The organism is Solirubrobacter phytolaccae, from assembly GCF_027587195.1.
In the GTDB taxonomy this organism is placed as follows: domain Bacteria; phylum Actinomycetota; class Thermoleophilia; order Solirubrobacterales; family Solirubrobacteraceae; genus Solirubrobacter; species Solirubrobacter phytolaccae.
In genome coordinates, this window is record NZ_JAPDDP010000007.1 from 109,113 (window position 1) to 131,413 (window position 22,301).

22 protein-coding genes and 1 pseudogene are annotated in these 22,301 nt (G+C 72.6%); 14 read left to right on the plus strand and 9 right to left on the minus strand.

The genetic code is table 11. From position 1 onward, the window contains the following. Nucleotides 1-21: 21 nt before the first annotated feature. From OJ997_RS05870 to OJ997_RS05875, 3 genes and pseudogenes are all read left to right on the plus strand, one after another. Complete coding sequence (locus OJ997_RS05870; RefSeq protein ID WP_270024121.1) at nucleotides 22-534, plus strand: winged helix-turn-helix transcriptional regulator; 513 nt, start codon at nucleotides 22-24, stop codon at nucleotides 532-534. 340 nt (nucleotides 535-874) lie between these two features. Next, a pseudogene (locus tag OJ997_RS38070) lies at nucleotides 875-1,030 on the plus strand (DUF6881 domain-containing protein); the annotation flags it as partial. A gap of 258 nt (nucleotides 1,031-1,288) precedes the next feature. Beyond that, nucleotides 1,289-1,780 carry a hypothetical protein gene (locus OJ997_RS05875; RefSeq protein WP_270024122.1) on the plus strand — a complete coding sequence of 164 codons (492 nt, stop codon included), beginning with the start codon at nucleotides 1,289-1,291 and terminating at the stop codon, nucleotides 1,778-1,780. Nucleotides 1,781-2,043: 263 nt separating this feature from the next. Here OJ997_RS05875 and OJ997_RS05880 read toward each other — a convergent pair whose 3' ends face one another. Then, entirely contained in the window at nucleotides 2,044-3,099 is a 1,056-nt protein-coding gene (locus OJ997_RS05880; protein ID WP_270024124.1) for a calcium-binding protein, read from the minus strand. 340 nt (nucleotides 3,100-3,439) lie between these two features. Beyond that, nucleotides 3,440-4,012, minus strand: a complete 573-nt coding sequence (locus tag OJ997_RS05885; protein ID WP_270024125.1) for a TetR/AcrR family transcriptional regulator — start codon at nucleotides 4,010-4,012, stop codon at nucleotides 3,440-3,442. A gap of 49 nt (nucleotides 4,013-4,061) precedes the next feature. Here OJ997_RS05885 and OJ997_RS05890 point away from each other — a divergent pair, with 49 nt between their 5' ends. From OJ997_RS05890 to OJ997_RS05900, 3 genes are read left to right on the plus strand one after another with little or no spacing between them, the layout of a single operon-like run. Beyond that, entirely contained in the window at nucleotides 4,062-5,027 is a 966-nt protein-coding gene (locus tag OJ997_RS05890; RefSeq protein WP_270024126.1) for a zinc-binding dehydrogenase, read from the plus strand. A gap of 9 nt (nucleotides 5,028-5,036) precedes the next feature. Beyond that, a complete protein-coding gene (locus OJ997_RS05895) occupies nucleotides 5,037-5,462 on the plus strand; it encodes a DUF1810 domain-containing protein (RefSeq protein WP_270024127.1) in 426 nt (141 codons plus the stop codon). Beyond that, nucleotides 5,459-7,120, plus strand: a complete 1,662-nt coding sequence (locus OJ997_RS05900; protein ID WP_270024128.1) for an FAD-binding dehydrogenase — start codon at nucleotides 5,459-5,461, stop codon at nucleotides 7,118-7,120. The genes OJ997_RS05895 and OJ997_RS05900 overlap by 4 nt, the downstream gene beginning before the upstream one ends. Here OJ997_RS05900 and OJ997_RS05905 read toward each other — a convergent pair. Beyond that, the gene (locus tag OJ997_RS05905) at nucleotides 7,101-8,252 is read right to left on the minus strand and encodes an acyl-CoA dehydrogenase family protein (RefSeq protein ID WP_270024129.1); all 1,152 of its coding nucleotides are present in this window, start codon (nucleotides 8,250-8,252) and stop codon (nucleotides 7,101-7,103) included. The genes OJ997_RS05900 and OJ997_RS05905 overlap by 20 nt on opposite strands. A 42-nt stretch (nucleotides 8,253-8,294) precedes the next feature. Here OJ997_RS05905 and OJ997_RS05910 point away from each other — a divergent pair, with 42 nt between their 5' ends. Then, entirely contained in the window at nucleotides 8,295-9,668 is a 1,374-nt protein-coding gene (locus tag OJ997_RS05910; RefSeq protein ID WP_270024130.1) for an NAD-dependent succinate-semialdehyde dehydrogenase, read from the plus strand. A 60-nt stretch (nucleotides 9,669-9,728) separates the two neighbouring features. Further along, entirely contained in the window at nucleotides 9,729-11,123 is a 1,395-nt protein-coding gene (locus OJ997_RS05915; protein WP_270024131.1) for an NAD-dependent succinate-semialdehyde dehydrogenase, read from the plus strand. On the opposite strand, the gene OJ997_RS05920 is transcribed toward OJ997_RS05915, so the two are convergent. Next, a complete protein-coding gene (locus OJ997_RS05920) occupies nucleotides 11,120-11,692 on the minus strand; it encodes a TetR/AcrR family transcriptional regulator (protein WP_270024132.1) in 573 nt (190 codons plus the stop codon). The two genes, OJ997_RS05915 and OJ997_RS05920, sit on opposite strands and share 4 nt — an antisense overlap. Before the next feature lie 88 nt (nucleotides 11,693-11,780). Between OJ997_RS05920 and OJ997_RS05925 the strand changes: the two genes are divergently transcribed. Further along, nucleotides 11,781-12,689, plus strand: a complete 909-nt coding sequence (locus OJ997_RS05925) for an NmrA family NAD(P)-binding protein (RefSeq protein ID WP_270024133.1) — start codon at nucleotides 11,781-11,783, stop codon at nucleotides 12,687-12,689. A 40-nt stretch (nucleotides 12,690-12,729) separates the two neighbouring features. Continuing rightward, a complete protein-coding gene (locus OJ997_RS05930; RefSeq protein ID WP_270024134.1) occupies nucleotides 12,730-14,118 on the plus strand; it encodes a fenitrothion hydrolase in 1,389 nt (462 codons plus the stop codon). Between the two features lie 33 nt (nucleotides 14,119-14,151). On the opposite strand, the gene OJ997_RS05935 is transcribed toward OJ997_RS05930, so the two are convergent. The 5 genes from OJ997_RS05935 to OJ997_RS05955 are packed head-to-tail and all read right to left on the minus strand — an operon-like array spanning nucleotide 14,152 to nucleotide 18,711. Further along, nucleotides 14,152-15,006, minus strand: a complete 855-nt coding sequence (locus OJ997_RS05935; RefSeq protein WP_270024135.1) for a M56 family metallopeptidase — start codon at nucleotides 15,004-15,006, stop codon at nucleotides 14,152-14,154. Continuing rightward, nucleotides 15,003-15,377 (minus strand): BlaI/MecI/CopY family transcriptional regulator, encoded by a 375-nt coding sequence (locus OJ997_RS05940; protein ID WP_270024136.1) that lies wholly within the window; start codon nucleotides 15,375-15,377, stop codon nucleotides 15,003-15,005. Before OJ997_RS05940 ends, OJ997_RS05935 begins: the two co-directional genes overlap by 4 nt. Before the next feature lie 22 nt (nucleotides 15,378-15,399). Next, nucleotides 15,400-15,783: a hypothetical protein gene (locus OJ997_RS05945; protein ID WP_270024137.1), complete on the minus strand. Its 384-nt coding sequence runs from the start codon at nucleotides 15,781-15,783 to the stop codon at nucleotides 15,400-15,402. Between the two features lie 60 nt (nucleotides 15,784-15,843). Further along, entirely contained in the window at nucleotides 15,844-16,680 is an 837-nt protein-coding gene (locus OJ997_RS05950; protein WP_270024138.1) for an SDR family oxidoreductase, read from the minus strand. Between the two features lie 15 nt (nucleotides 16,681-16,695). Next, the gene (locus tag OJ997_RS05955) at nucleotides 16,696-18,711 is read right to left on the minus strand and encodes a putative bifunctional diguanylate cyclase/phosphodiesterase (protein WP_270024139.1); all 2,016 of its coding nucleotides are present in this window, start codon (nucleotides 18,709-18,711) and stop codon (nucleotides 16,696-16,698) included. Nucleotides 18,712-18,836: 125 nt separating this feature from the next. Here OJ997_RS05955 and OJ997_RS05960 point away from each other — a divergent pair, with 125 nt between their 5' ends. From OJ997_RS05960 to OJ997_RS05975, 4 genes are all read left to right on the plus strand, one after another. After that, nucleotides 18,837-20,027 carry an LLM class flavin-dependent oxidoreductase gene (locus OJ997_RS05960; RefSeq protein ID WP_270024140.1) on the plus strand — a complete coding sequence of 397 codons (1,191 nt, stop codon included), beginning with the start codon at nucleotides 18,837-18,839 and terminating at the stop codon, nucleotides 20,025-20,027. Beyond that, nucleotides 20,027-20,470 (plus strand): MarR family winged helix-turn-helix transcriptional regulator, encoded by a 444-nt coding sequence (locus OJ997_RS05965; RefSeq protein WP_270024141.1) that lies wholly within the window; start codon nucleotides 20,027-20,029, stop codon nucleotides 20,468-20,470. Before OJ997_RS05960 ends, OJ997_RS05965 begins: the two co-directional genes overlap by 1 nt. Then, nucleotides 20,467-21,120, plus strand: a complete 654-nt coding sequence (locus OJ997_RS05970; RefSeq protein ID WP_270024142.1) for a CE1759 family FMN reductase — start codon at nucleotides 20,467-20,469, stop codon at nucleotides 21,118-21,120. The genes OJ997_RS05965 and OJ997_RS05970 overlap by 4 nt, the downstream gene beginning before the upstream one ends. A gap of 70 nt (nucleotides 21,121-21,190) precedes the next feature. Further along, complete coding sequence (locus OJ997_RS05975) at nucleotides 21,191-22,291, plus strand: HD domain-containing phosphohydrolase (RefSeq protein ID WP_270024143.1); 1,101 nt, start codon at nucleotides 21,191-21,193, stop codon at nucleotides 22,289-22,291. The last annotated feature ends 10 nt before the right edge of the window (nucleotides 22,292-22,301 follow it).

Genomic DNA, 22,301 nt, shown 5'->3' on the forward strand with positions numbered 1-22,301 from the left:
ACTCTGGTACCGTTGGCCTCGATGGCGCTGCCCCGCGAGTACGAGACCCAGGCCTGCGCGCTGGCCCGCGCCCTGGAGGTGGTCGGCGAGCGCTGGACGCTGCTGATCGTGCGCGACCTGTTCTTCGGCGTGACCCGCTTCACGGACATCCAGGCGCACCTCGACGTCCCGCGCGCGGTGCTGACCGCGCGCCTCGCGCTGCTCGTGGACGCGGGCATCGTCGAGCGCCGCCCCTACGCGCCGGGCCGCTTCGAGCACGTCCTCACCGACGCGGGCCTCGAGCTGTGGCCGATCGTGCACCAGCTGATGGGCTGGGGCGAACGCCACCTCGTCGACTCCGGCCCGGTGCGCCTCTTCGCGCACGCGAGCTGCGGCACCGACCTCGCGCTCGACGGCGGCTGCCCGACGTGCGCCATCGTCCCGCTCCCCGCGGACGTCGAGACGCGCCCCGGCCCGGGCACGCCGAGCGTGCGCCGCACGGACCCGATCAGCGTCGCTTTGCGCGAGCCGCACCGGCTGCTGCAGCCGGTCTAGCGCTCCGGGCGAGCGCGCTCGGCGTGCGCGGCGGCCTTGGCTGGCTCGGGCGTCGTCGCGCGTCGCGCCCAGCCCGGCGAAGTTCGACAGCCGTCTACAAGAGCGCTTATCCACGGAAACGCTCCTTCGATCGGAGTCGGAGTCGCGCTCTTCCGCGACGCGCCAGTCCGCTTCGTCGAACGCCGCGATCGCACGCCCGAACGTCCTCAGCCGTGGTCCCGCCGAGAGTGTTCCTCTTCGACGATGCGCCACGTCAGTCGGCTGCCGACTCGACGCTCGCCTTGCTGCAGAACAGTCGTGACCAGTCGCGGCGACTCCGACGGCTGGGAAGGTCGATGAGTACGCCGACGGGCGGTTGCACTTCGCTGACGACGTTCTCGAGGTAGGCAGCACGTGGCTGGCTGACCAGCCGGCCGATCTCAGCGTGGACGAGATCAATGCCCTGCCCGAGTTCGCCGCGAGATGGATCTCAATCGAAGAGCCGGTCGTCGAGTAGTCGCGAGAGGAGCTCAGGAAAGGTTCCTTGAGGTACCGCGTCCGTGAGGTCTCCGATCCACGGCACGAGGACAACGTGGCCTGTGACGTCAAAGGCGAGGTTCACGCTACGCGATCCGGGACGCGACCCGCTGTGGTCCTGTTCGACGCTCTCGCTCGTTCGACGGGCGGCCGATGGACTGAGTGCTCGCCGCTCCGTTCAGGCGAGTGCGGCAGTGTGCGAGAGCGTCGCTCTCACGGTGTGGGAAGATCAGTTCGCTTGTCTTCAGATGCGCAGAAGGAGTGGGAAGCCCTTTGGAACGTCGAGGGCCTGAGGACTGCACGCGAGGCGGCATATAGGGGCGCGCTCGCGCGGGTTCGGAGTCGAGGCGAAGCGGGCGAGGTCGGTCGCCGTCGGCCCGAGAACGAGGTTGTCACGCCAGAGCTTGCGCAGGCCGAGGTGATCTTCCTGCGCCAGGCGATCGGGTGCATCTGGGGTGGTCCGGCGAAGATGACCGACGAAGTCGCCGCGCTGCTGGGTTACGAGGACAAGGCGGCCTTCAATCAGGACCAGGAACGACTTGAGCACTGCGTAGCCGGCGCACTCCCCGCCAGCCGCGGAGATTGGCGCCGAGTTCTCCTGGCCGCCGAACTGGCCTTCGCCAGCTACGAGTTGGGCGGTGCGTGGGACTGGGAGACCGTGACCGGCATCAACGAGGAGGCCGCCATCCTCGTCCTGCGAGCCGTGCAGTCCAAGCTCTGGCTCCTCTAGCTCCACTTCCGATTTGGAGCTCGAACGATGCAGCGCGACTGGGGCTTGTTCGCCATTGGGCTTGGAATCGTCGTGCTGAGCGTGTCGGTCGCCGTGCCGGCGCTGCTCGTGTACGTCTCGTTCGCACTGTTGCTCGTCGCGCTCCTGGTAGTGCACCGCGGGCTCACGCGTCCCCGTCAGCGCTCAGAGCACCCGTGGGCTGACGCCGGAGAAATCCGTTCAAAGAGACCAAAGGACTGTCAACACCCCGCTGTGCCACCGCGTCAGCGCGCGACCTTCAGGATCGAGCGGACGGTCCGCGCCCCCTGCTCGCCGCGCTCGCGGATGCGCACGGTCGCAGTGCCCGGGCGCGCTGCGAGGCGGACGGTCGCCGTGCGCCTGGCCTTGATCGAGAACGTCTTCGAGCGAGGACGGCCCTTCACGGTCAGCGAGACCGTCCCGGCGCAGCGCGTCCGCGTCGTGCAGCGCACCTTCACGCCGGTCGTGCCTCGTCGTAGCAGCAGTGACCGGCTGACGAGGCGCGCGGCGGTCCGCTCGCCCTTGGGTGCACGGTCGACGGTCTGGCAGCCCTGGGCGATCAGCGTGGCGTCGTCGGGTGTGTCGAGCAGGTCGACGATTGCGGTGCTCCCGCGCCGGCTGGTGCCGTCGCCGCAGCTCACCTGCTCGCCGATGCCGTCGCGTGCGTCGATCAGGACCCGCGCACCGTTGGCGGCGAAGGAGTCCGTGCCGTCGCCGCCCGTCATCGTGGTGGAGGCATCGGGGTCGGCGGTCAGTGTGTCGTTGCCCGGGCCTCCGACCAGCGGGCCGGTGGTGCCGCCTAAGGCATGCAGCCGGTCGTTCCCCGTTCCGCCATCGATCCGTCCGCCGGTGCTCGAGAGGTCATCGTCACCGGACTGGCCGAGCACGGTGTCGAGCCGGTCCGCGCGCGCGACGTCCGCGCCCGCGCCGAGCGTGAAGACGTCGGGACCGATGCCGCCGTCCTGGACGTGGATCGGGTCCGGGAAATTCGGGTCGGTCACGAGCGTGTCGCGCATCGGGCCGAAGCTCACGTGGCTGACCACGGGGTTGATCCGGTCGCACAGGGCGACGTCGACGCCCTGCAGCGTGGAGAGCTGGGTGCAGCCGGGCCCGAAGCCGATCCCTCGGCCGCCGAACTGAGCCATCTCGACGCGGTACTTCAGTCCGCCGGAGTCGACGAGGGAGAGCTTTACGCGGTTGAGGATGTTGTCGGGCTCGCGCATCTGCAGGCCGTTCGCATCCGAGGAGACGACGAGCGCGCGGGCTTCCTGCGCGCCGGTCAGGCACGCGATCGCTGCCACGCCGGCCGCAAGGCCGAGCAGGCGGCGCTGACCCGTCCGGTCGAGGCCGCGAGCGGCTCGTGTCTCATGCGCTGAAGAACAAGGTTCCATGTGACGGCGCCGATCTCTGTCGTAACGGGGATGGGCTGCGGCGCAGCCCCGGTCCATTCCAAGACGCGGCGACGCGGGCGCGGCTTACGCTCCTTCGCGCAGTCCGTCGTCCGGCCGCGCCATCGCGCAGCGCACAACGGATCCGAGCCACCCCCGATCTCGGTGTTGGACATCGACTCAAGATCAACGAACCGGGTCAACCACCGACCAGCGGTACCTGCCGCTCGGCCTCCAAGGCGTGCCGGCCCGTCTAAGTCGACTGGAAGGCTTGGATCGCGAGCGTCGCGAAGCGCCGTGAGGCGGCGAGGCGGGCGTCCGTCGTGCCGGCGCGCAGGCCGCGGTGGGCGACCATCACCAGGACGAGGTCGTTCAGGGTGAAGTCGGACCGCAGCTCGCCGGTCGCCTGCGCGCGGCGCGCGAGCTCGGCGACGGCCTCCAGCGACGCGCGGCGGTCGGCGGCGAAGTCCATCGCGTCCGGGAAGGCGGACATGAACGCCGCCGGGAAGCCGCGGTCGCGGGCGTGCAGGTCGAACACCTTCTCGATCACGAGGCGGAAGCCGGCCCACGGGTCGGGGTCGGCGAGGCCTTCGTGGACGATCGCCTGGCAGGTGCGCGACTGGTCGAGGTAGACCGCGTGGGCGAGGTCCGTCTTGGTCGGGAAGCGGCGGTAGACGGTGGCGGGGCTGACGCCGGCCCGGCGCGCGATCTCGCGTATCGGCGCGTTGAGGCCGTCGGCGGCGAAGGCGGCGCGGGCCGCGTCGAGGATGCGCTCGCGGTTGTCCTGCGCGTCGGCGCGCAGGGTGTGAGGCAATTGCCCGGCCACGGCTCTCACTTTAGTTGCACGGGCGACGATCTGGGTCACCGTCGTCGGCATGAAGGCGATTGCGATCCAGGCGTTCGGAGGCCCCGAGGGCCTCGCGGTCATCGAGGTGCCGGACCCGGTGCCGGGCGACGGGCAGGTGCTGATCGAGACCGAGGCGAGCGGCGTCGGCGGGGTCGACCAGCTCATCCGCAGCGGTGTGCTCGGCGCCTACGGGTTCAAGCCCGGACACATCCTCGGGAGTGAGGTCGCGGGCACGGTGTCCGCCGTCGGCGACGGCGTGGATCCGGGCTGGTTCGGGCGGCGCGTGTGGGCGTTCGTCGGCCTGCAGGGCGGCTACGCGGAACGCGCGGTCGCGCCGGTGACCGCGACCGTGCCGCTCCCCGACGGCCGCTCGGCGGTCGACGCGGTGACGCTCGGCAGCTCCGGCGCGGTCGCGCACTTCGCGCTCCGCCACGCGCACTTCGCACCCGGCGAGTCGGTGCTCGTGCGTGGCGCGGCCGGGGGCCTCGGGACAATGGCGGTCCAGCTCGCGGCGCGCGGCGGTGCGAGCGCGATCGCGGTGACCACGTCGTTGGCCGAGCGCGGCGAGCGGTTGCGGGCACTGGGCGCGACCCACGTGCTGGACCGCGCCGGCGAGGCCGAGGACGCGCCAGAAGGCTTCGACGTGATCATCGACATCGTCGCCGGCCCGGACCTGCCGGCGTTCCTGGACAAGCTCAACCCGAACGGCCGGCTCGTGGCCATCGGCCTGATGGGCGGACCGCCGCCCGCCGACTTCGGCCTGCGCCTGTTCGCCGCCTTCCAGCAGTCGCGCTCGTTCGCGACCTTCAGCCTCGACACGGTCCCCGACGCCGACCGGTTCGCCGCCACCGCCGACGTGCTCGCCGGCGACCTGGAGGCGGTCGTCCACGCGGTACTGCCGCTCGACCACGCCGTGCGGGCGCACGCGCTCCTGGACGCCGGCGGCGTGTTCGGACGGCTCGCGCTGACGCCGCCGGGGCGCGATGGCGCTTAGGATCAGCGGATGGCCGACGCCGCTTCCCTCAGCCGGTTCGTCGACGCGCAGCGCGGCGTCTACGACTCAGCGCTCGCTGAGCTGCGCGCCGGCCGCAAGACGTCGCACTGGATGTGGTTCGTGTTCCCGCAGATCGCCGGGCTCGGCCGCAGCGCGATGGCGCAGACGTACGCGATCGAGTCGCTGGACGAGGCGCGCGCGTACCTCGCGCACCCGGTGCTGGGTCCACGCCTCGTGGAATGCGCGACCGTCCTGCTCGGCCTCGATGGCGGTGACGCTGAAGCCGTCTTCGGCGGCATCGACGCCATCAAGCTCCGCTCCTCGATGACCTTGTTCGCGCATGCGGCACCGGACGAGCCGGTCTTCCGCGCTGTGCTGGACCAGTACTTCGCCGGTGCCGAGGACCCCGCGACGCTCGAGCGCCTGGAGCGATGAGCGACGCGGACGTCATCGTCGTCGGCGGCGGGCTCGCTGGGCTCGTCGCCACCGCCGAGCTGGCCGACGCGGGCCGGCGTGTGCTCCTGCTCGATCAGGAGCCCGAGGCGTCGCTGGGCGGGCAGGCGTTCTGGTCGTTCGGCGGCCTGTTCCTGGTCAACAGCCCGGAGCAGCGGCGGGTGCGGATCAAGGACTCGCACGAGCTCGCGTGGCAGGACTGGCTCGGCACGGCCGGGTTCGATCGCGACGAGGACCTCTGGCCGCGCCGCTGGGCCGAGGCCTACGTCGCGTTCGCGGCGGGCGAGAAGCGCGCGTGGCTCGCGCAGCAGGGCATCAAGCTGATCCCGAACGTCGGCTGGGCCGAGCGCGGCGGGTACGGGGCGATCGGGCACGGGAACTCCGTGCCGCGCTTCCACGTCACGTGGGGCACCGGGCCGGGCGTGGTCGAGCCGTTCATCCGGCGCGTGCGGGCCGCGGCGGCCACCGGCCGGGTGCAGCTGCGGTTCCGGCACCGCGTCGACGGGCTCACGCTCACCGACGGCGCCGTCGACGGCGTGCGCGGCGCCGTGCTCGCGCCGGACCCCTGCGCGCGCGGCGTGTCGTCCAACCGCGAAGTGACTACAGAGTTCGAGCTGCGCGCGTCCGCGGTCGTGATCGCGAGCGGCGGCATCGGCGGCAACCATGAGCTCGTGCGCCGCAACTGGCCCACGCGGCTCGGCACCCCGCCCAAGCACATGGTCAGCGGCGTGCCCGAGCACGTCGACGGCCGCGGCATCGAGCTCGCGCAGGCCGCCGGCGGCGAGGTGATCAACCCGGACCGCATGTGGCACTACACGGAGGGCATCCAGAACTGGGCGCCGATCTGGCCGATGCACGGCATCCGGATCCTGCCCGGCCCTTCCTCACTGTGGCTCGACGCGACCGGCCAGCGCCTGCCCGTCCCACTGTTCCCGGGCTTCGACACGCTCGGGACGCTCGCGCACATCATGGGCACCGGCCACGACCACACGTGGTTCGTGCTCACGCAGAAGATCATCGAGAAGGAGTTCGCGCTCTCGGGCTCCGAGCAGAACCCCGACATCACCGGCAAGTCGATCCGCGAGCTGCTCAAGACGCGCGTCGCGTCGGGCGCGCCCGGGCCGGTGGAAGCCTTCAAACAACACGGCGCGGACTTCGTGGTGGAGACGGACCTGCGCCGCCTCGTCGAGGGCATGAACCGGCTCACGGACACGCCGCACCTGGACTTCGAGCAGGTCGAGCGCGAGGTCGTCGCGCGCGATCGCGAGATGGACAACCCGTTCACCAAGGACCTGCAGGTCACCGCCATCCACGGCGCGCGCCGCTACCTCTCCGACCGCATCACGCGGGTCGCCGCGCCGCACAAGCTGCTGGACCCGGCGGCGGGCCCGCTGATCGCCGTCAAGCTGCACATCCTCACCCGCAAGTCGCTCGGCGGGCTGCACACCGACCTCGAGGCGCGCGTGCTGCGCGCGGACGGCGAGCCGCTGCCCGGCCTGTACGCCGTCGGCGAGGCGGCCGGCTTCGGTGGCGGTGGGATGCACGGCTACCGCTCGCTCGAGGGGACGTTCCTCGGCGGCTGCCTGTTCAGCGGGCGCACGGCCGGGCGCGCGCTCGCGGCTACGTTGCGCGGCGCTTGATCACGGTCTTGCCGACGGCGATCAGCAGCGCGTCGTTGGCGCCCTCGCCGATCTGCGTCTGCGGCGCGTCGCGGCGCAGGCGCGTGAGCTCCTTGTCGCCCGTGTAGGAGCGGCTGGCGGCGAGCCGGGAGGCCTGCTCGACCGCCCACACCGCGCTCTCGGACGCCATCGTCTTCGCGGCCGTCGCGCGTTCGGCCGCATCACTGGCGCCCGCGTCGACCGCCTCCGCCGCCGCGCGGATCGTCGCCTCGATCACCAGCTGGCGACTGCGCAGCTCGCCGATCCGCAGCTGCGTGTGGCTGTGGTCGCCGAGCATCCCGGGCCCGATCGGCCGCTCGGTCGCCTCGTCGAGCGCGCACTCCAGCGCGCGGTCGATGATCCCCAGCCCGCGGCACGCGACGTTCACCCGTCCGACCGCGAGCACGTCGACCATCTGCCGCGCGCCCTGCCCCACGCCGGCCTTGCCGCCGAGGATCTCCGCGCCGGGCGCGTGGTGGCCGTCGAACGTCCACGTGGCCGACTCCACCCCGCGGTAGCCGAGCTTGTCCAGCGGCCCGGTCGTCCACGTCGCGCTGCCACGGCCCTCGGCGGGCAGCAGGAGGCACGACGGCCGCGACTGGCCCTTGACCGTGGCGAGGACGGCCGCGAGCGGGAACGAGAACCCGCCGGCGATCCAGCGCTTGCGGCCCGTGATCACGAAACCCGCGTCCACCGGCTCGACCACGGTCTCCAACCGCCGCAGGTCGCTGCCCGCACCCGGCTCGGTGATCGAGAACGAGGACCAGATCGCGCCCGTCGCGATCCCCGGCAGCCAGCGCTCCTTCTGCGCGTCGGTGCCGTAGCGGACGAGCAGCTGGGTGGCGAGCGCCGTGGTGTTGACGGCGCCGGTGATCGAGATCCAGCCCTGGGCGAGCGTGCGCCAGACGTCGACCATCGCGCTCACGGGCAGCTCACGCCCGCCGTAGGCCGCCGGGACGAGCGCGCCGGGCACGCCGAGCCGGCCCAGCTCGTCAAGGACGCCCTGCGGCAGCACGTCGTCCCGATCCCACTGCTCGACGTTCGGCAGGACGGTGTCGTCCACGAGCCGCCGCACCGCGTCGGCCATGGCCTGGTTCTCGAACATCTCAGGCATGATGGGTAGAGAGGATCGCTGAAAGCACAACCCGAGGAGACCATGAGCGCCACTACCTACGCGGTCGTCAACCCCGCCACGGGCGAGACGGTCAAGACCTACGAGACGATCAGCGACGACGCCCTGAAGGACGCGATCGGGCGCGCGCACGACGCGCACGAGGGTTGGGGCCGCGGGACGAGCGTCGAGGAGCGCGCGAAGATCATCGCCCGCGTCGCCGAGCTGCACAACGAGCGCCAGGACGAGCTCGCCGAGATCATCGTCCGTGAGATGGGCAAGCCGATCGAGCAGGCGCGCGGCGAGGTCGAGTTCAGCGCCGCGATCTACCAGTACTACGCCGACAACGGGCCCAAGCTGCTCGCCGACGAGCCGATCGAGCTGCTCGAGGGCGACGGCTCGGCGTTCATCCGCCGCTCGTCCGTCGGCCTGCTGCTCGGGATCATGCCATGGAATTACCCCTACTACCAGGTGGCCCGCTTCGCCGGCCCGAACCTGGTGACCGGCAACACGATCCTGCTCAAGCACGCGCCGCAGTGCCCCGAGTCGGCCGCCGTGATGGAGGAGATCTTCCACGCCGCGGGCGTGCCCAAGGACGCCTACATCAACGTCTACGCGACCAACGAGCAGATCGAGTGGGTGATCGGCGATCGGCGCGTGCAGGGCGTCTCGCTCACCGGCTCCGGTCGCGCGGGCGCCGCGGTGGCGGAGATCGCCGGCCGCAACCTGAAGAAGGTCGTGCTAGAGCTCGGCGGCTCCGACCCGTTCATCGTGCTCAAGGCCGACGACCTCGACGCGGTCGTCGAGCAGGCGGTCGGCGGGCGGCTGGAGAACAGCGGCCAGGCCTGCAACGCCGCCAAGCGCTTCATCGTGCTCGAGGACCTCTACGACGGGTTCGTCGAGAAGTTCACGGCCGCGCTGACGGGCGTTCAGCCCGGCGACCCGACCTCGAAGGACACCACGGTCGGCCCGCTGTCCTCGACGGCCGCCGCGGACCGGCTGGAGTCGCAGGTCAAGGAGGCGCTCGACAACGGCGCCGAGCTGGCCGCGGGCGGCGGTCGCGACGGCAACTTCTTCAAGACCGCCGTGCTGACCGGCATCACCAAGGACAACCCGGCCTACACCGAGGAGTTCTTCGGGCCGGTCGCGCAGGTCTACAAGGTCGGCTCGGAGGCCGAGGCGATCGCCCTGGCCAACGACACGCCGTACGGCCTCGGCTCGTACGTGTTCACCACCGACGACGAGCAGGCGCTGCGCGTCGCCGACCAGATCGAGGCCGGCATGGTCTTCATCAACGCGGTCGGCGCCGAGGGCGTCGAGCTGCCGTTCGGTGGCGTGAAGGCGTCCGGCTTCGGTCGTGAGCTCGGTCGCTTCGGCGCGGACGAGTTCGTCAACAAGAAGATGATCCGCGTCGGCTAGATCCGGACCGTCGCGTTCTATAGGCTCCTTCGGCAAACGTTTGCCGCGCTGGAGGAGCCTATGAGCGTCGAGTGGTCCACCGTCACCGTCGTCGATCCCGCGACCGGGGAGGAGCTGGCCGCCTACCCCGAGCACGGGCCGGCGGAGATCGAGGCCGCGCTGGCCGCTGCCGACGCGGCGTTCCGCGCGTGGCGGTCACGGCCCGTGGCCGAGCGCGCGCAGCTGCTCGACGCGGTCGCGCGCGTGCTGCGCGAGCGCGCCGACAACCTCGCGCGGCGGATCACGGCGGAGATGGGCAAGCCGCTGGCGGAGGCGCGGTTCGAGGTGGAGAAGTGCGCGTCGGCGTGCGCGTACTTCGCGGAGGCCGGCCCGGCCGCCCTCGCCGACGAGACGATCGACGCCGGCCCGGGCCGCTCGATCGTCACCTACGAGCCGCTCGGCGTGATCTTCGCCGTGATGCCCTGGAACTTCCCGCTCTGGCAGGTCATCCGCTTCGCCGGCCCGGCGATCCTCGCGGGCAACACGGCGCTGCTCAAGCACGCGCCCAACGTGTCCGGCACGGCGCTCGCGCTCGAGGACGTGTTCCGTGCTGCCGGTGCGCCCGCGGGCGTGCTCACGAGCCTGATCGTCGCGCCGCCCAACGTGCCGCGGGTGTCCGCGGACCTGATCGCCGACCCGCGCGTGGCGGCCGTGACGCTGACCGGCTCCGACCGCGCGGGCGCCTTCGTCGCGGCCGAGGCCGGTCGCGCGCTCAAGAAGAGCGTGCTCGAGCTCGGCGGCTCGGACCCGTTCGTCGTGCTCGCCGACGCCGACCTCGACGTCGCGGTCCACAACGCCGTCAAGGGCCGGCTGATGTGCGCGGGCCAGACCTGCATCGCGCCCAAGCGCTTCCTGGTCGACGCGACGATCGTCCGCGAGTTCGAGTGCCGGATGGTCGACGCGCTCGAGATGGTGCGCGTCGGCGACCCGCGCGAGGAGGGGACGCAGCTCGGCCCGCTCGCGCGCCTGGACATCCTCGAGACGCTCGAGCGCCAGGTCGCCGAGACCGTCGAGCAGGGCGCCGTGCTCAGGACCGGCGGCCGCCGGCTGGATCGGCCCGGCTACTACTTCCCGCCGACCGTCCTCACCGGCGTCCGGCCCGGGATGACCGCGTTCACGGACGAGACCTTCGGCCCGGTCGTGGCGATCACCCCGTTCGCGGACGAGGACGAGGCGGTCGCGCTCGCCAACGACACCCGCTACGGCCTCGGCGCGACCGTGTGGAGCACGGACACCGAGCGTGCGCACGCGGTCGCGCGCCGGATCGAGTCCGGCGCGGTCTCCGTCAACACGCTGGTCGCGTCCGACCCGCGGCTCCCGTTCGGCGGCATCAAGCGCTCGGGCTACGGCCGCGAGCTCGCCGCGGTCGGCGCGCGCGAGTTCACGAACATCCGCACCTACAAGCTCGCGGACTAGCTGGGGCTCAGTCCCGCCACGGTCAGCCGGAAGAGCCGGTCCGCCTCGCGGGCCGGATCGGCGTGCTGCTCCGTGGCGAGGACGATGCCGACCAGCAGCGTCACGAGGTCGGCGAACGTGACGTCGCCCGCAACCGCGCCGTCCTCGATGGCGCGGCGCAGCAGCGGGGTGCCCGCGGTCTCCAGCGCCGTCGCGCACGAGTCCGAGTTCTCGTACAGGTCGTCCGGCGGCGCGCCCTCGTAGGCCAGCGCCGCCGCCAGCCCGCGGGAGCGTGCGGAGGAGGCGATGACCTCGCCGAGCCAGTCCAGCAGCGCGGCGCGGCTGGACTCGGCCTCGCCGGCCAGCACCTCGGCGCGGGCGCACAGCACCTCGATCCGCTCCTTGGCGACCGCGTCGAGGAGCGCGCGGCGCGTCGGGAAGTGGCGGCGCACGGTGGCCGACCCGACCCCGGCGACGCGGGCGATCTGCTCGAGCGAGGCGCCGGCGCCGTGCACGGCGACCTCCTCCTCGGCGACGGTGAGGATGCGGGCGTAGTTCCGCCGGGCGTCGGCGCGTTGCGGTGCGGTCATGGCTAAGTGGCGGACCCCGCCATATAGTACCGTCGAGAAAACGGCGGGCCCCGCCGTTTATCTCCGACTCGACGCTCAAGGAGCTCCAATGTCCACGTCATCCGCACCCGTGCTGGTCACCGGCGCCACCGGCCGGCAGGGCGGCGCCACCGCCCGCGCGCTGCTCGCCGCGGGCGTTCCGGTTCGCGCCCTGGTCCGGGACCCCGACCGCGCCCGCGCCGTCGAGGCGCTCGGCGCCGAGCTGGTGGTCGGCGACTTCGACGACCGCGACTCGCTCACCCGCGCCGCGACCGGAACTCGTGCCGTCTTCTCGGTGCAGATGCCACGGTTCACCGGCGACGGATTCGACTACGACGGCGAGGTCCGGCAGGCCGTCAACCTGATGGAGACCGCCGAGGCGGCCGGCGTGCCGCAGTTCGTGCAGACTTCGGCGTCGGGCGTCGGCCGGCAGACCGAGCATCCCGACTGGCAGGACGGTCGCTGGCCGCTGATCGAGGCGTCGCTGGGCGCCAAGCAGGCGATCGAAGAGCGGCTGCGCGCGACCGGCTTCCGGCACTGGACGCTGCTCAAGCCGAGCTTCTTCATGGAGAACCTCGATCCGGGGATGGCGTTCCTGTTCCCGCGTGGCGTCGAGGGCGGGCTGGTCAGCCTGCTCAAGCCGGCGACGATGATGTCGCTGGTCGCCGCGCACGACGTCGGCGTCGCGGCCGCGGCGGCGATCGCGGAGCCGGAGCGCTTCGACCGGCTCGAGCTCGAGCTCGCGAGCGACTACCGGTCGATGACCGAGATCGCCGCGGTGCTCTCCGAGGTGCTGGAGGCGCCGCTCTCCGCGCCGGACATGAGCACCGAGGAGGCGCTCGCGGCCGGGATGCCGCTGATGGGCACCGGCCACGACTTCCTCAACGCCGGCCAGCCCGCCCGGCCGGAGTTCGCTCGCGAGCTGGGGATTCCGCTGACGCGCCTGGAGGACTGGGCGCGGGAGCACCTTCGGCCATAGACCGACTACACGCGTCGTAGATCGACTAGGCTGCGCGCCGATGTCGCCCCTGCGTCTGCTCAGGCCCGCGCTGGTCGCGGGCCTCGTCACCGCGCTGGCGGTCCCGGCGGTCGCGGAGGCGCACGGGCTCGTCCAGCGCCAGCAGCTGCCGATCCCGCAGTGGCTGTTCGCATGGTCGGCGGCGGCCGTGCTGGTGATCTCGTTCTTCGCGCTCGCGGTGCTGTGGCCGCAGCCGCGGCTTGAGCACACGGGCTGGCGGCCGCTGCCGGGTGGGCGCGTGCTTGCGGGTCGCGCGGTGCAGGTCGTGTGCGGCGCGGTCGGCGTGGCGCTGCTGCTCGTGACCATCGTCGCCGGCTACGCGGGCAGCGAGTCGGCGCTGGACAACTTCGCGCCGACGTTCGTGATGATCATCTTCTGGGTCGGGCTGGTGTTCGCCTCGATCCTGCTCGGCGACCTCTTCCGCGCGTTCAGCCCGTGGCGGGCGCTTGGCCGCGTGCTGCCGTCGCTGGACCGTCCCTACCCGGCGCGGCTCGGGCGCTGGCCGGCCGCGGTCGGGCTGTTCGCGTTCGTGTGGATCGAGCTGGTGTCGGGTTGGAGCGAGGACCCGCCGATGCTGGCGACCGCGATCATCGGCTACACGGTCGTCACGCTCGCGGCCCAGGTCGTCTACGGCGTCGAGACGTGGACGACCCGCGGGGAGGCGTTCGCCGTCTACTTCGGCCTGTTCGCGCGGCTGTCGATCTTCGAGACGCGCGACGGCGTGCTCGGCGTCCGCCGCCCGCTGACCGGGCTCACCACGCTCGACCGCGCGCCCGGGACGGTGGCGCTGCTGGCCGTGATGATCGGCACGGTCAGCTTCGACGGGCTGAGTCAGGGGCCGCTGTGGCGGGACGTGTCGACGAGCATCGTCGACGCGCTGGACTTCCTCGGCACGCTGACGGCGGCGAAGGTCGCGGGCACGCTCGGGCTGGCGCTCGGCGTGCTGCTGATCGCCGGCTTCTACCGGCTCGGGATCGAGGGTGCGCGCTCGGTCGGCGGGGGCTTCTCGGTCGACCGCCTCGCGAACGCCTTCGTGCACTCGCTGGTGCCGATCGCGGCGGTCTACGTCGCCGCGCACTACCTCACGTTCCTGCTCTTCGAAGGCCAGTCGGTGACGTACCTGGCGTCGGACCCGTTCGGGCGCGGCTGGGACCTGTTCGGCACCGTCGACGGCGGCATCGACTACACGATCTTCCCGCAGGAGGACACCTGGTACGTGCAGGTCGCGGTCGTCGTGCTCGGCCACGTGGCCGGCCTCGTGCTCGCGCACGACCGGGCGCTCACGCTCTACAAGGACCGCACGCTCGCGGCCCGCTCGCAGTACTGGATGCTCGGCGTGATGGTCGGGTTCACCTCGCTCGCCCTCTGGCTGCTGGCGCAAGCGGCCTGATCGCGCTGTGGCTGCTCTCCGAGCGGCTGAGGGTTAACCCTCGCGCAGGCGCCGCTCGGCCGCGCGCCCGAGCAGGCCCGCCGGGACGCACGCCGCGGCGAGGACGAGCAGCGCGAGCGGCGCGCCGAGCGCCGTCGACAGCGGCAGGCACAGCTCCGTCGGCACGGGGCGCAGCAGGTAGACGGTCGCACCCGCGAGCGCGAGCAGGATCGCGCCGGTGACGAGCAGCGACAGCGCGTGCGCCGGCCGCTCGATCTCGCCGAGCAGGAAGCGGACGCGCTCGGTGCTCGCTCCCGCGCCCGCGGTGCCGTGCGCCTCGAACGCCAGCAGCGCGGAGGCCAACGGCTGCGCGCCCGTGCGGCGCATGGCGAACGCGTCGGCGGCGAGCTCGGAGACGGTCGCGTGTGTGCGCGCGGTCTTGCGCAGCGCGGGGATGAACCACAGGCCGTCGGCGATCGCCTGCACGAGCGCGCGGCGGAGCGGGTCGCGCCGGCGCGCGTGGTGGCGCTCGTGGGCGAGGACGCACTCGAGCTCGGGCTCGCTGAGGAGCTCGAGCAGGCCCTCGCTGACGAAGATCCGCGGGCGCAGGAAGCCGAGCGTGAACGCGTGCGCGCGGCGGCTCGCGATGACCCGCACGTCCGTGCCGAGCAGCGTCCGCGGCGTGCTCGGCAGCCGCGCCGCGAACGCGCGCCGGCGCAGCACCTGGCGCGCGAGCGAGCCCGCCATCGCCGCGAGCACGAGCGCCTCGACCGCCAGCACGGTGGCCGCAAGGCCCGAGCCGTGGAACCGGAGCGCGTCGACGCCGATCAGCACCATCGCGGCGAGCACGGTCGCGCCCAGGGCGCAGACCGCGAGCTCGAGGCCGAGCAGGTGCCGGCGCGCGGTCACCGGCGCGCGCGGCGCTGGAGCGCTCGCCGGTGCGCCGGGTCGAGCTGCGAGAAGCGGCGCGCGAACTCAGTCAGCGCCAGGTCGCCGTAGGCGTCGACCAGCGCGTCCACCTCGGCCTCCGAACGCGCCTGCATGTACTCCTCGCGCGGGACCGCCGCGACGTAGATGTCCTTCTTGCCCTCGCGCCGGCGGCTGACGAAGCCCTTGCGGTCCAGCCGCTGCAGGACCGTGAGGATCGTCGTGTACGAGCGCGGCGGGTCGGCGTCGTCGGCGAGCGCGTCGGTGACCGAGCGGACCGTCGCCTCGCCCTGCGCCCAGACCTCGCCCATGATCTTCGTCTCGAGCTCGTGCAGCGCGGGGTGCGTCGGCATCCAGCGCCAGCGTACCCGCCCGTCAGTCGTCGCTGCCGCGCCCGCGGCCACGGCCGCCGTGGTCGTCGCCGCTGTCGTCGTCGGAGCCGCCGCCGTGGCTGCCGCCGCCGCCCGAGCGCTCGACCTCGACCGCGACCCAGCGGCCGCTGGAGCGGCGCACGATCGTCTCGACGTTGCTCAGCCCGGCGCGCAGGCCGGCGAACCCGTCGATGCGCTCGAAGCGCGTGCGGCTGGTGACGCGGACGCGGATCGTGCCGCGCTCGGAGTCGTTGATGCGGAACGTGCGGGCGTCGCGGTCGACGGACACGATCGTCCCCTCGTACTCGCGGGTCTGGGCGGACGCGGCCGGCGCGGCGATCCCGGACGCGGCCGTGGCGATGAGCGCGATGCGCAGCAGCTTCTTCATGCCCGTCACTGTGCGCGCACCCGGGTCCGGACTTCCATGGGACCTTCGTCGCCCCGCGGCTCAGACGTCGCGCAGGTACGCCTCGAGCGAGACCGGGTCGCGGCCCGTCAGGCGGCGCACGCCGTCGCTGACGCGCTCCAGGCTGCCGTCGCGGATCGCCCAGTACGAGCTCACCCAGCCGAGCACCTCGAAGTCGGGCGCGCCGTAGCTCGCGCGCGAGGCGAACGCCTCCTCGTCGGTCTCGTCGTGGAAGCGGACAGGCCTGCCGTCATGGGACATGAGCGCCGCGGCTTCCGCGAGCGTGAACGCCGACGGTCCCGTGAGGTCGTAGCTCTGGCCGTCGTGGCCGTCGCTCATCAACACCGCGGCGGACGCGGCGGCGACGTCGTCGCGCAGGATCGCCGCGAAGCGCCCGTCTCCCGCCGGACCGCGGATCACACCGTCGGCGCCGACCATGCTCGGCACGAAGTCCATGTACAGGTTCATCCGCAGGAACGTCCACGGCACGCCCGTGGCCAGGATCGCCTGCTCGGTGTGCCAGTGGTCGCGCGCGAGCGTGAACGTCGTGTCCGGGGACGCGCCGAAGAACGAGAGGTAGACGATCCGCCGCACACCGGCCGCGACCGCCGCGTCCACCGCGGTGAGGTGCTGCTCGACGCGGTCGGGCGTCTCGGACGCCGGCAGCAGGAACAGCACGTCGGTGCCCTCCAGCGCCGCGCGCATCTCCTCGCCGGCGCCGTAGCCGGACGCCTGGCGGACCTCTGCGCCGGCGAGCTCCGGTGCGCGCGCCGGGTCGCGGACGACCAGCCGCAGCTGCGCCCCGGCCGCGTCCAGCCGCGCCGTGAGGCGGGTGCCGACCGCGCCGGTGGCGCCGGTGACCGCGATCAGGGGATCCATGAGGTGCGAACGAGACTAGACGGGCGAGCCGACGCGGAGCGCGTGCGCGAGCCGGCCGGGCAGCGAGTCGCTCGGGCCCGGCCGGGCGAGCCCGTAGCCCTGCGCGGCGTGGCAGCCGGCGTCGCGGACCGCCGCGAGCTGGGCGGGCGTCTCGATCCCCTCGGCGACGACGCGGATGTCGAACGCGTGGGCGAGCCCGACGACCGCCTCGAGGATGCGCGCGCTGGCGGCGTCGTCGGGCAGGCCGGCGATGAACGAGCGGTCGAGCTTGAGCGCCTGCACGGGGAGGCGGTGCAGGTACGACAGCGAGGAGTAGCCGACGCCGAAGTCGTCGATCTCGAGCTGCACGCCGAGCGCGCGCAGGCGGGTGGCCACGGCTTCGCTCTGGTGCATGTCGTCCATCAGCACGGTCTCGGTGATCTCGAGGGTGAGCCGGTCGGGAGCGAGACCGCTCGCGTCGAGCGCGTGGCAGACGTCGGTGATCAGCTGGTCCGGGCGGGCGAGCTGGCGCGCGGAGACGTTGACGGCGACGCGCACGTCGAGGTCCCAACGGGCGCACTCCGCGCACGCCAGCGCGAGGACGGCGCGCCCGATCGGGGCGATCAGCCCGGTGGCCTCGGCGACGGAGATGGCGTCCTGGGCGGGGATCGCCGGGCCGCCCGGGCGTTGCCAGCGCAGCAGGCTCTCCACGCACGAGCGACCGCCGTCGAGCGCGACGATCGGCTGGAAGTGCAGGTGCAGCCCGTCGCCGCGCAGGCCGGCGCGCAGCTCGGCCTCGATCTGCGTGCGCTGCTGCAGGCGCGCGCGCAGGTCGTCGTCGAAGACCTCGACCACTCCGCCGCCGCGGGCCTTGGCGCGGTACATGGCCGCGTCGGCCGCGCGCAGGACCTGCTCGGGCCCCTCGTCGTCCTCGGGCTCGACGATCGAGACGCCGATCGACGCGGACGGGTGCACGCGCTCGTCGGCCGCGAGCGGCGCCTCCAGCGCGTGGCACAGCCGGACGGCGACGTCCACGGCTTCCTCACCCGTGTCGAGGCTGTCGCAGATCACGGCGAACTCGTCACCGCTGAGGCGGCTGACGACGTCGCTCGGCCGGACCGTCTCGCGCAGGCGCACGGCCACCTCGCGCAGCAGCGCGTCCCCGGTGTCGTGCCCGAAGCGGTCGTTGACGGACTTGAAGTGGTCCAGGTCGATGTAGAGCACCGCCGCGCAGTGCCGGCGCCGGGTGAGGATCGCGTTCAGGCGTTCCAGGAACACGGCGCGGTTGGGCAGCGCGGTCAGCGGGTCCACGGACGCGGCGCGGCGCAGCGCCGCCTCGGCCGCCACCTGGATCGACAGGTCGTCGACGACGCCGATCCACTCCTGCACGGCGCCGTCGTGCCAGACCGGCACGCCGTGCATGCGCAGGTGCATCCAGTGCCCGTCGGCGTGGCGGAAGCGGCAGGTGTGGTCGAGCTCCGTCGCGGTCGTCAGCGCGATGCGCCACGCGTCCGAGAGCGCGTCGACATCCTCGGCGTGGACCACCTTCCGCCATTCGGGTGCCTCGCCCGGAGCGATGGGGTGGCCGGTCAGCCCGGCCCAGTCGACCTCGCGGGTCGGCTGGCCGGTCGCGTCGGAGTGCCAGACCGCGGTGCCCAGCGCGTGCGCGAGCACCCGGTACCGGCGTTCGCTGCGGGCGAGCTCGAGCTCGCTGCGCTTGCGGGCCGAGACGTCCTGGATGATCGCGATCAGATGGGTCGGCGTCGGGTGCAGCCGGACCTCGAACCAGCCGTTCAGCGGCGCGACCTCGCCCTCGAAGGTGATCGCGGTCTGCTCCTCGATCGCGCGTCGGCAGGTGAGGTGCAGCGGCGTCCCGGCGGCGTACGGGAACAGCGTCAGCAGGCTCTGGTTGAGCACCGTCTCGGTCGGGCGGCCGAGCCGGTGCGCGGCGCTGCGGTTGAGGTAGACGCAGCGGAAGTCGTGGTCCAGGACCAGCAGGGCCTCGCTGATCCGCTCGAGGATCCCGCGTAGGACGGGCGGATCATCGGTCATCACTTCTCGATCGATCTGCCGACTCTATGTGGCGGCGACCAGCGGCGACACGCCAAGCCGAAATTGCATGACGAGTCATGCAGTTTGCGCTATAGTTGCCCTAGCAACGAACTAAGGCGGACACCATGCAGTTCGGAATCTTCTCGGTCAGCGACATCTCAAAGAACCCGGTCACCGGCTACACGCCCAGCGAGGCGGAGCGCATCGACGCGAGCGTGCAGATCGCCAAGCGCGCGGATGAAGTCGGGCTGGACGTGTTCGCGATCGGCGAGCACCACAACCCGCCGTTCTTCTCCTCCTCGCCGACGACGCTGCTGGCCAACATCGCCGCGCAGACGGAGCAGATCGTGCTCAGCACGGCGATCACGCTGATCACCACGAACGACCCGGTGAAGATCGCCGAGGACTACGCGATGCTCCAGCACCTGGCCAAGGGCCGGATGGACCTGATGCTCGGCCGCGGCAACACCGTGCCGGTGTATCCGTGGTTCGGCCAGGACATCCACAAGGGCCTCGAGCTCGCGCTGGAGAACTACAACCTGCTGCACCGCCTCTGGCGCGAGGACGTCGTGGACTGGGAGGGCAGCTTCCGCACGGCGCTGCAGGGCTTCACGTCGGTCCCGCGGCCGCTCGACGACGTCCCGCCGTTCGTCTGGCACGGCGCGATCCGCACGCCCGAGATCGCCGAGCAGGCGGCCTACTACGGCAACGGCTACTTCGCCAACAACATCCTCGCCCCGAACTTCCACTTCCGGCCGCTCGTCGAGCTCTACCGTCGCCGCTACGAGCACTACGGGCACGGCACGGCCGACCAGGCGATCGTCGGGCTCGGCGGGCAGACGTTCATCGCCAAGAACTCGCAGGACGCCGTGCGTCGGTTCCGGCCGTACTTCGAGGGCTCGCCGCTGTACGGCACGAGCTACCGGCTCGAGGACTTCATGCACGGCACGCCGCTCAGCGTCGGCAGCCCGCAGGAAGTGATCGAGAAGACGCTGACGTTCCAGGCGGGCTTCGGGGACTACCAGCGCCAGCTGTGGGTCGTCGACCACGCCGGCCTGCCGCTGGAGGAGGCGCTCGAGCAGGTCGAGCTGCTCGGCACGGAGGTCGTGCCGGTCCTGCGCAAGGAGATGGAGTCGCGCCGCGCGCCGGGCGTCCCGGACGCGCCGACCCACGCGACGCGCGTGCGCGAGAAGTACGGCGACGCCGAGCCGCGTCAGCCGCGCCCGAACCCCAACCGCGGCGACAACGTGACCGGCACCTCGCCCTACCAGGACACCGACCCGTCGATCGTCGCCGACCTGCCGCTGGTGGGCTGATGTCCCCGAGTCGTACTCGCGTCGCCAACGAGGCGTGGGAGGCGCTCTTCCGCGCGCAGTCGACGGTGATGCGCGAGCTCACCGCCGCCGACGTGTGGGAGGGCGTCAGCCCGAGCGAGTACGACGTGCTCTACACGCTGTCCAAGGCGCCGGACGGCCTCCGGATCACCGAGCTGACGCGGGACATGCTGCTCACCCAGGGCGGCGTGTCCCGCCTGGTGGCCCGGCTGGAAGCCACGGGGCTGCTGGAGCGCGTGGCCGACCCGGCCGACGGGCGCGCGTCCCGCATCCGCCTGACCGAGGCCGGCGCGAGCGCCCAGCGCCGCGTCGGCCTGCGTCATGGCACCCACGTCGCCCAGCTCATGACCTCCACCTTCAGCGTCGAGCAGCTCGAGCAGCTGCGGACGCTCTGCGAAACCCTGACCGAAAGCACCCGAACATGAAGCGTCTCGTCGTTGTTAGCGCCGGCACCGGCAACCCGTCCTCGACGCGCCAGCTCGCCGACCGGATCGCGCAGAAGAGCCTGGACCGGCTCGAAGGCGCGACCGTGAGCGTGATCGAGCTCGGGCCGCTCGCGGTCGACACCGCACGCGCCGCGGTCGCCGGCTTCCCGGGCGCGGAACTGCAGGCGGCGATCGACAAGCTGGCCGCCGCCGACGCCGTGATCGTCGCCACCCCGATCTACAAGGCCGGCATCAGCGGGCTGCTGAAGACGTTCGTCGACGTGCTTGACAACGATCTGCTCGTCGCCAAGCCGGTCCTGCTCGCGGCCACGGGCGGCTCGCCGCGCCACGCGCTGGTGATCGACGACCAGCTGCGGCCCCTGCTGGCCTTCATGCGCGCGTTCACGCTGCCGACCTCGATCTACGCCGCGCCGGAGGACTGGGGCTCGAGCGAGCTCGGCGCGCGGATCGAACGCGCCGCGACGGAGCTGGCCGTGCTCGTCGGCGCGGGCGTCGAGGCCCAGGTCACCGACACCGCGTGGTCGGGCTACCAGCATCAGTTCGGCGGCAACGCGCGCCGCGCCGAGCGCACCGCGGCCGACGTCGACTTCGACTCGCCATTGATGCGCCTCGCTACGGGCGGCGCATAGGCGACGATCACCAAATCATCCGGGTGAACGGTCCCGGGCCGGGGGTTGGCGCTTCTACGGTCGCCGCCCCTTGCCCGAGCCGCGCGCCCATCTCCACCGGATCAGCCGGTACTGCGCGCTGCTCGCGGAGCCGCTCGGCCTCGATCCGGAGCTCGTCCGCGGGGCGAGCTGGCTGCACGACATCGGCATGGCGGGCCTGCACTTCGCGCGCCGGCCCGGGCCGCTGAGCGTCCTCGAGCGGCGGGCGCTGGAGCGCCACCCCGAGCGCGGCGCGGTGCTGCTGCGGGCGAGCGGCTCCGAGTTGCTGGACCTGGCGGCCGTGATCGCCCTCACGCACCACGAGCGCTTCGACGGCGACGGCTACCCGCAGCGGCTGGGCGGCGAGCAGATTCCCCTCGTCGGCCGGATCGTGGCGGTCGCCGACGCCTACGACGCGCTCACCACGGACCGTCCGTACCGGCTGGCGATCCACCCGGAAGGTGCCGTGGCGGCGCTGCACCACGAGCGCGGCCGGCAGTTCGATCCCGCGGTGCTCGACGCGTTCCTGGAGCGGCTCGACGCGGTCGAGGCGATCCGCGCGCGGCACCCGTCCCCGCCGCCGCAGCTGATCACGCCGGAGGAGGCGGGCGCGCTGCTCGGCTGGTCCCCGTCGAAGCTGCGCCGCGCGGCGAACAGCGGCCGGTTGCCGGTCACGCGCACGTCCGGCGGTCACCGGCGCTTCGTCCTGGAGACGATCCTCGAGCTCGTCCGGACCGCGGGCGCGCCGGAGGTCCGCCCGCTCGACCCGCCGACCGTCGCGTTGCCCCAGCTCGCGCGGCTGCTGGACGAGCTGGGACCGGCGCTGTGCGCGCACGCCGCGGGGGTCGTCTACGGCGACGGGCCTCCCGGCTGGTTCGCGTCCCGCGGCGCCACGCCGACGCTCGTCGCGTGGCTCGAAGCGCTCGCGCACGCCTGCGCGACCGGCGTGTACGCGCCGGTGCACGCCGCGACCCGGGCGCTGATGACCCAGGCCGAGGCGCACACGGCCACGCTGCTCGAGCGACACGCGTTTCTCGAGCGCTTCGGCCAGCTGCTCGCGCGGGCACTGCACGGGCGGGGGGAGACCGCCGAGCTGGCGGACGCGCGGCGGCTGATCGCGGCGCTGCAACAACGCTTGCTCGCGGAGCGCTAGGCGCGACGCG